Origin of the sequence: Mesorhizobium sp. (genome assembly GCF_041661565.1) — a bacterium.
GTDB lineage: Bacteria > Pseudomonadota > Alphaproteobacteria > Rhizobiales > Rhizobiaceae > Mesorhizobium.
The window spans coordinates 20,630-28,560 of the sequence record NZ_JBAZUD010000063.1 but is presented as its reverse complement, the minus strand read 5'-3'; the positions used below and the strand labels follow the sequence as shown (position 1 = coordinate 28,560).

Annotated in this window: 4 protein-coding genes; 2 read left to right on the top strand and 2 right to left on the bottom strand. The window is 63.2% G+C overall.

Annotation, left to right across the window (positions count from 1 at the left end):
* A partial coding sequence (locus WC739_RS13295; RefSeq protein WP_372953494.1) for an alpha/beta hydrolase occupies nt 1–565 on the bottom strand: 565 nt, incomplete at its 3' end.
* A gap of 484 nt (nt 566–1,049) precedes the next feature.
* On the opposite strand from WC739_RS13295, the gene WC739_RS13290 reads away from it, so the two are divergent.
* Entirely contained in the window at nt 1,050–1,517 is a 468-nt protein-coding gene (locus tag WC739_RS13290) for an Hsp20 family protein (RefSeq protein ID WP_013893124.1), read from the top strand.
* A 76-nt stretch (nt 1,518–1,593) separates the two neighbouring features.
* Here the strand turns inward: WC739_RS13290 and WC739_RS13285 are convergent, their stop codons facing one another.
* Nucleotides 1,594–2,646 (bottom strand): low specificity L-threonine aldolase, encoded by a 1,053-nt coding sequence (locus WC739_RS13285; RefSeq protein ID WP_372953493.1) that lies wholly within the window; start codon nt 2,644–2,646, stop codon nt 1,594–1,596.
* 489 nt (nt 2,647–3,135) lie between these two features.
* Here WC739_RS13285 and gltB point away from each other — a divergent pair, with 489 nt between their 5' ends.
* Complete coding sequence (gltB, locus tag WC739_RS13280; protein ID WP_372953492.1) at nt 3,136–7,857, top strand: glutamate synthase large subunit; 4,722 nt, start codon at nt 3,136–3,138, stop codon at nt 7,855–7,857.
* Nucleotides 7,858–7,931: the final 74 nt, after the last annotated feature.

The following is a 7,931-nucleotide window of genomic DNA, read 5'->3' as shown; positions in this document are numbered from 1 at the left end:
AGAGCCGGCCAAGGCCAAGGGCACAAAACAGCGAACAGAGGCGGCGAACGGTCGATATCGAGACCGGCAGATCGGGCAGCGTCAGGAACGGCGCGATCAGCACCATGCGCCGGACGCGGTTAACCATCGACGGCGCGGCAAGCAGTGTGACCGTTGCACCCGCCGAATGCGCCAGAATGTAATATGGCCCACGGCAGTCGGGCAGCACGATCTCCTCGAAGAACTGCTCCAGGTCGGCGGCATAGTCCCGAAAACTGCTGACATAGCCACGCTGGCGGTCCCGGATCAGCCGGTCGGAGGAGCCTTGGCCGCGCCAGTCGAGGGTTGCGACACCAAATCCGCGATCGGCGAGGTCGCGGATGGTTTCGAAATATTTCTCGATGCACTCGTTGCGGCCCGACAAGACGACCACCGTACCCCTGATCGGGCGCGTTACCGCCCCGAACAGGCCATAGCGGATTTTCTTGCCATCACGAGTTACGAAGAAGCCGCCGCTGGCGTTCTCCGGTGTCGGGTTGCCCTCGACTTCGTGGAAAAGGGGCTCGTCGTGGACAGAATCCGTCATTCGGCGTTTCGTGCGTGGCGTCTTTGCGTGCCTGCTCGACATGGCTGGCCTCGCCAAGGTGATAGACGCCAACACGTCAAAAGCAAAGCAAATCCGGGTTGCGCAAGGGCTCCAAGGGGGAAAGCCGGAAGCCGCCTGAAAGCTGCTTCCGGCCCCTGTCGATCCGGGAGGAAGGGACGTTAACACCCGGTCGGCCTCGTCGCGGCATCCGCCATATGAAAGTCGGTGCCGCCTGTCCTTGATCCTGGAGACACTTTTAGCGCTGGCAGTCTGAACGCGCGCCGAAGCCGCGGTTCATCCGCCGTTCATCGACGGCGTGGCCGGTCGCTTTTTTGGCTGGAGACAAATCTTGAAATGCCTTCTTCGGCCCCCCAAATGTTGGGTGCGGTCGCCAATGTCGGGGCCGCTGGTCCAGCCGAAACGCCGCTCAAGGGTTTCGCACCGGCCATACGCAAATCATGTTGCTCAAACAGGAGAACACCCTATGCGTCACGTTGATTTTTCCCCGCTCTATCGCTCGACTGTCGGCTTCGACCGTCTCTTCACCATGCTCGACTCGCTTGCCCAGCCCGATGGCGCGCAGACTTATCCGCCTTACAATATCGAGCGCACCGGTGAGGATTCCTACCGGATCTCGATGGCGGTTGCCGGCTTCTCGGACGAGGAGATCTCGATCGAAGCCCACCGCAACGTGCTGACCGTGAAAGGTGAGCGCAAGGACGAAGGTACCGGCGAGGGTTCCGAACTGCTCTATCGTGGCATTGCCTCGAGGGCCTTCGAGCGCCGCTTCCAGCTTGCCGACCATGTCGAAGTCGTCGGCGCTGCGCTGAAGAACGGCCTCCTCTTCGTCGATCTCAAGCGCAACATTCCCGAGGAGTTGAAGCCGCGCAAGATCGCGATCACCTCGGCTCCGGCCAAGGCCAAGCAGATCGAGGCCAAGACCGCCGCCTAATGGAATTGTTCTAAGGTCTCCTCCCGAGACGGAAGCGGCGCCGAAAGGCGCCGCTTTTTTGTTGGCGGGAGACCAATTATCCCGCGAGCAACTGGCCGAAGCGGTCGACCTCATCGGTCGTCGTGGCAAAGCTGGTGACAAAGCGATAAAGCAATTCGTCCTCGCCGACATGGCCATCGAAATTGTGCGGCCTGTGCCAGTCATAAAAGGCGGCGCCCGCGGCCTGCAGCCTCTCGGCTTCGGCCTTCTTGATGACCGCGAACACCTCATTGGCCTGTGGCAGCCAGGCGAGCTTCGCCGTCGCTGAATCCTCGATCGCAGCCGCAAGGCGGGCGGCCATGGCGTTGGCGTGGCGGGCGGTGTCGAGCCAAAGCCCATTCTTGAAATAGGCTTCGAACTGCGCCGCCACGAAGCGCGACTTCGAAAACAGCTGGGCGGCGCGCTTGCGCAGGAAGGCCAGTTCCCTTGCGCGGTCGAGGTCGAACAGCACGATCGCTTCCGCGCACCAGCAGCCATTCTTGGTGCCGCCGAAGGAGAGGATGTCGACGCCACGCTTCCAGGTCATTTCCGCCGGCGTCGTGTCGAGCGCGACCAGAGCGTTGGCAAAGCGGGCGCCGTCCATGTGCAGCGGCACGGAATGGCTTTTGGCGATCGCTGAAATCGTCTCGATCTCATCCAGGCCGTAGATCGTGCCGACCTCCGTCGATTGCGTGATCGATACGGCCATGGGCCGACCCCAATGGACGATTTCGGGTGCGAAGCGGCCGATCGTCCTTTCCAGATTGTGCGGATCGATCTTGCCAAGGGCGCCGTCGATCGCATGAAGGCGCGAGCCGCCGGAAAAATATTCCGGCGCGCCGCATTCATCCTCGATCACATGCGATTCGCGGTGGCAGAAGGAGATGCCGCCCGGCTTGTTGAAAGTCGTCAGCGACAGCGCATTGGCGGCGGTGCCTGTCGCCACGAAGAACACCGCGACCTCGCGCTCGAAAATCTCGTTGAAGCGCCGGTAGACGGCCTGGTCGAGCGCACCGTCGCCATAGGCTGTGGAAAAGCCGCCAGCGGCGGCCGTCAGGCCGGCAGCGATATCGGGGTGGGCGCCTGCCCAATTGTCGGAAGCGAAGAACATGCACCTGCCTGTGTCTTGGGGAAATCGGGGGAATGTGCCTGAAGTTGACCGGTTTCAGCAGGCGACCGCAAGAGCCACGCACCGGAAAACCGCGCAGGCCAGCCAGGCAGCAGGAATGCCGCCACGAATGAAGCTTACGTTTACCGGCAGCTTCACGAAATTTTATGTCGCCAATGGCCCAAGTTTTTTGTGAATCGGTCTTGTATGCGTTCGGGAATTCTGTCATAAAAATTTAGGACAGTAGTGCTGTCTTATTTTGTCGCACAAAACAGGCTGGATTGGCGTATCGTGCCTCTCCGGCTGTTGCCGCGAGCGGCAGGTGGACGGCCACATGCTGGCCTGTACAAATGCTGGCCTGTACGAATACGGACCACGCGGAAAACCGCTCGGTCCGCAAGGAATTTCGCAAGACGTGCCGCAAGGATCAAGGGTGAGCCAAGTGCTTGCCGGGGCAAACCAGCGCCCGAAGGGCTGGGAACGGAGGACACGATGACGGACATGACGCTTTCTGCGACGAACGGCCAGGCCGCGCAGACGAAAGCGGCAACCGTCAAAAACACCTTCCGAACCAACACCGGCTTTTCCGCTCACGGCCTCTACAATCCGCGCAACGAGCACGATGCCTGCGGCGTGGGCTTCATCGTCAACATGAAGGGCGTGAAGTCGCACCAGATCGTCCTGGACGGGCTTGCCGTGCTCGAGAACCTCACGCATCGCGGCGCCGTTGGCGCCGACCCGCTGATGGGCGACGGGGCCGGCGTGCTGGTGCAGCTTCCCGACCGCTTCTTCCGCGAGGAGATGGCGGCCCAGGGTGTCGAGTTGCCGAAGCCCGGCCACTATGCCGTCGGCCATGTCTTCATGCCGCGCGATCCCGAATTGCAGGCGCATATCGAGGGCATCATCGCCGAGGTGGCGCAGCTCGAGGGCCAGCCCCTGCTCGGTTTTCGCGACGTGCCCGTCGACAATTCCTCGCTGTCCAAGGCGCCCGACATTGCCGCGTCCGAGCCGGTGCAGCGGCAGGTGTTCCTTGGCCGTAATGCCAACATCGAAAGCGACGATGAGTATGAGCGTCGCCTGTTCATCCTGCGCAAGGTCATTTCCGGACGCATCCATGAGGAGACGAAGGGCGTCGACAACGGCTTCTATGTCGTGTCGATGTCGTCGCGCACCATCGTCTACAAGGGCATGTTTCTCGCCTACCAGGTCGGCGCCTACTACCAGGATCTCAGGGATCCTCGTTTCGAGACGGCGCTGATCCTCGTTCACCAGCGCTTTTCGACAAACACCTTTCCGTCATGGAAGCTGGCGCATCCCTATCGCATGGTCGCCCACAATGGCGAGATCAACACGCTGCGCGGCAACGTCAACTGGATGGCGGCGCGCCAGGCGTCGGTCGATTCCGAGCTGTTCGGCAACGACATCTCCAAGCTGTGGCCGATCTCCTATGAAGGACAATCCGACACCGCCTGCTTCGACAATGCGCTCGAATTCCTGACGCAGGGCGGCTATTCGCTGGCCCACGCCATGATGATGCTGATCCCGGAAGCCTGGGCCGGCAACAAGCTCATGGACGCCGACCGCAAGGCCTTCTACGAATATCACGCCGCTCTGATGGAGCCGTGGGACGGGCCGGCGGCGGTGGCTTTTACCGATGGCCGCCAGATCGGCGCGACGCTCGACCGCAACGGCCTGCGCCCGGCGCGTTATATCGTCACCGACGACGACCGCGTCATCATGGCGTCGGAGGCCGGCGTGCTGCCGGTGCCGGAAGAGCGGATCGTCAAGAAGTGGCGGCTGCAGCCCGGCCGCATGCTTCTGATCGACCTCGACAAGGGCCGCATCGTCTCCGACGAGGAGATCAAGTCCGAGATCGCCACGCGGCATCCCTACAAGACCTGGCTCGCCAACACGCAGCTCATCCTCGAGGACTTGAAGCCGGTCGAGCCGCGCGCGCTGCGCAAGGATGTCAGCCTGCTCGATCGCCAGCAGGCCTTCGGCTACAGCCAGGAGGACACCAAGCTGCTGATGACGCCGATGGCCACGACAGGCCAGGAGGCGGTTGGATCGATGGGCACCGACACGCCGATCTCGGCGATGTCGGACAAGTCGAAGCTGCTCTACACCTATTTCAAGCAGAATTTCGCCCAGGTCACCAACCCGCCGATCGATCCGATCCGCGAGGAGCTGGTGATGAGCCTGGTGTCGTTCATCGGACCGCGGCCGAACATCTTCGACCTGGTCGGCAATTCGCGCCGCAAGCGGCTCGAGGTGCGCCAGCCGATCCTGACCAATGGCGATCTGGAGAAGATCCGCTCCATTGGTCATACGGAAGATCGTTTCGACACCAAGACGATCGACATTACCTACGCTTCGAACGAGGGCGCCGCCGGCATGCAGGGCGCCATCGACCGGCTGTGCGAGCGCTCGGAAGCGGCTGTCGCCGGCGGCTACAACATCATCATCCTGTCGGACCGCCAGGTCGGGCCGGACCGCATCGCCATACCGGCGCTGCTGGCGACGGCCGCCGTGCATCATCACCTGATCCGCAAGGGGCTGCGCACTTCGGTCGGGCTGGTCGTTGAATCCGGCGAGCCGCGCGAGGTGCATCATTTCTGCTGCCTCGCCGGCTACGGCGCCGAGGCGATCAATCCGTATCTCGCCTTCGACACGCTGACCGACATGCACAGGCGCGGCGAACTGCCGGCGGAAGTCGACGCCTACGAGGTTGTCTCCCGCTACATCAAGTCGATCGGCAAGGGCATCCTCAAGGTGATGTCCAAGATGGGCATCTCGACCTACCAATCCTATTGCGGCGCGCAGATCTTCGACGCAATCGGCCTGAAGACCGATTTCGTGCAGCGTTATTTCACCGGCACCGCGACGCTGATCGAGGGCGTCGGGCTGGAGGAGGTTGCCGGCGAGACGGTCAGCCGTCACACCGACGGCTTCGGCGATGATCCGGTGCTGCGCAACGGCCTCGAGGTCGGCGGCGAATACATGTTCCGCATGCGCGGCGAAGCCCATATGTGGTCGCCCGACGCGGTCGCCACCCTGCAGCACGCCGTGCGCCAGGGGTCGTGGGAAACGTTCAAGGATTATTCCGCGCAGATCGACAGCGAGACCGCCCGCGCGCAGACCATCCGCGGCCTGTTCAAGATCAAGCTGGCGCAGGAGACCGGCCGCGAGAAGGTCGCGCTCGACCAGGTGATGCCGGCGGCCGATATCGTCAAGCGGTTCTCGACCGGGGCGATGTCGTTCGGCTCGATCTCGCGTGAGGCGCACACCACGCTGGCGCGCGCCATGAACCAGATCGGCGGCAAGTCGAACACCGGCGAGGGTGGCGAAGAAGCCGACCGCTATCTGCCGCTGCCCGGCGGCGGCAAGAACCCCGAGCGCTCGGCGATCAAGCAGGTCGCTTCGGGTCGTTTCGGCGTGACGGCGGAATATCTCGTCAATTCAGACATGATGCAGATCAAGGTCGCGCAGGGCGCCAAGCCCGGCGAGGGCGGCCAGCTGCCCGGCCACAAGGTCGACGCGACCATCGCCAAGGTTCGGCATTCGACGCCCGGCGTCGGCCTGATCTCGCCGCCGCCGCATCACGACATCTATTCGATCGAGGATCTGGCGCAGCTGATCTACGATCTGAAGAACGTCAATCCGGCCGCCGACGTGTCGGTAAAGCTGGTCTCGGAAGTTGGCGTCGGCACGGTCGCGGCGGGCGTCGCCAAGGCGCGCGCCGACCACATCACCATCTCCGGCTATGATGGCGGCACCGGCGCGTCGCCGCTGACTTCGCTCAAGCATGCCGGCAGCCCGTGGGAAATGGGCCTTGCCGAGACGCACCAGACCCTGGTGCTGAACGGCTTGCGCAGCAGGGTGGCGCTGCAGGTCGATGGCGGGCTGCGCACTGGCCGCGACGTCGTGATCGGCGCGCTGCTCGGCGCCGACGAGTTCGGCTTCTCGACCGCGCCGCTGATCGCCGCCGGCTGCATCATGATGCGCAAGTGCCATCTCAACACCTGCCCGGTCGGCGTCGCGACGCAGGATCCGGTGCTGCGCAAGCGCTTCAAGGGTACGCCCGAGCATGTCATCAACTTCTTCTTCTACGTGGCGGAAGAGGTGAGGGAACTGCTCGCCGAAATGGGCTACACCCATATCGACCAGATCATCGGCGACACCGACCTTCTGGAAAAGCGCGACCTGATCGTGCACTGGAAGGCGCGCGGGCTCGATTTCTCGAGGATGTTCTTCAAGCCGGATGCGCCGCATGAGGCGGTGCACTGGACCGAGCGGCAGAAGCATCCGATCGACGACGTCCTCGACCGCAAGCTGATCGAACTGGCCAAGCCCGCGCTCGAAAGCCGGCAGCCGGTCAGCATCGAAATGCCGATCCGCAATGTCGACCGTTCGGCGGGCGCGATGCTGTCGGGCGAGGTGGCCAAGCGCTTCCGGCACAAGGGCCTGCGCGAGGATACAATCTCGGTGAAGCTCACCGGCACCGCCGGCCAGTCCTTCGGCGCCTTCCTGGCGCGCGGCATCTCATTCGACCTCGTCGGCGCCGGAAACGACTATGTCGGCAAGGGCCTGTCGGGCGGGCGGATCGTCATCCGACCGCCGGAAGAAGCCAGGATCGTGGCGGCGGAGTCCATCATTGTCGGCAATACCGTGCTTTATGGCGCAACCGAGGGCGAGGCCTATTTCGCCGGCGTCGCCGGTGAGCGTTTCGCGGTGCGCAATTCCGGCGCTGCAGCCGTCGTCGAAGGCGTTGGCGATCATGGCTGCGAATACATGACCGGCGGCATCGTCGTCGTCATCGGCCAGACCGGCCGCAACTTCGCCGCCGGCATGTCGGGCGGTGTCGCCTATGTGCTGGACGAGGCCGGCGATTTCGCCGAGCGCTGCAACATGGCGATGGTCGAGCTGGAACCGGTTCCGGAGGAAGACGACCTCATGGAAAAGCTGTTGCACCATGGCGGCGACCTCGACCACAAGGGCCGTGTCGACGTGTCGGGTGACATGACCAGCCATGACGAGGAGCGGCTCTACCAGCTGATCTCCAACCATGTGCACTATACGGGTTCGGTTCGCGGCCGCGAGATCCTCGACGGCTGGACAGTGTTCCGGCCGAAGTTCCGCAAGATCATGCCGGTGGAATATCGTCGCGCGCTGATCGAGATGGAACGCATGCGCATGGGCGTGGCGGCCGAATAGATTTCTGCGTCAGCCGGGAAGTCTGGCGACCCGGCTGGCACCTCATCAACAATCCCGACCTCGGGTTGCTGGTT

Coding starts and splice junctions, on each gene's coding strand:
- WC739_RS13290 (WP_013893124.1), top strand. CDS start 1,050: ATGCGTCACGTTGATTTTTCCCCGCTCTATCGCTCGACTGTCGGCTTC.
- WC739_RS13285 (WP_372953493.1), bottom strand. CDS start 2,646: ATGTTCTTCGCTTCCGACAATTGGGCAGGCGCCCACCCCGATATCGCT.
- gltB (WP_372953492.1), top strand. CDS start 3,136: ATGACGGACATGACGCTTTCTGCGACGAACGGCCAGGCCGCGCAGACG.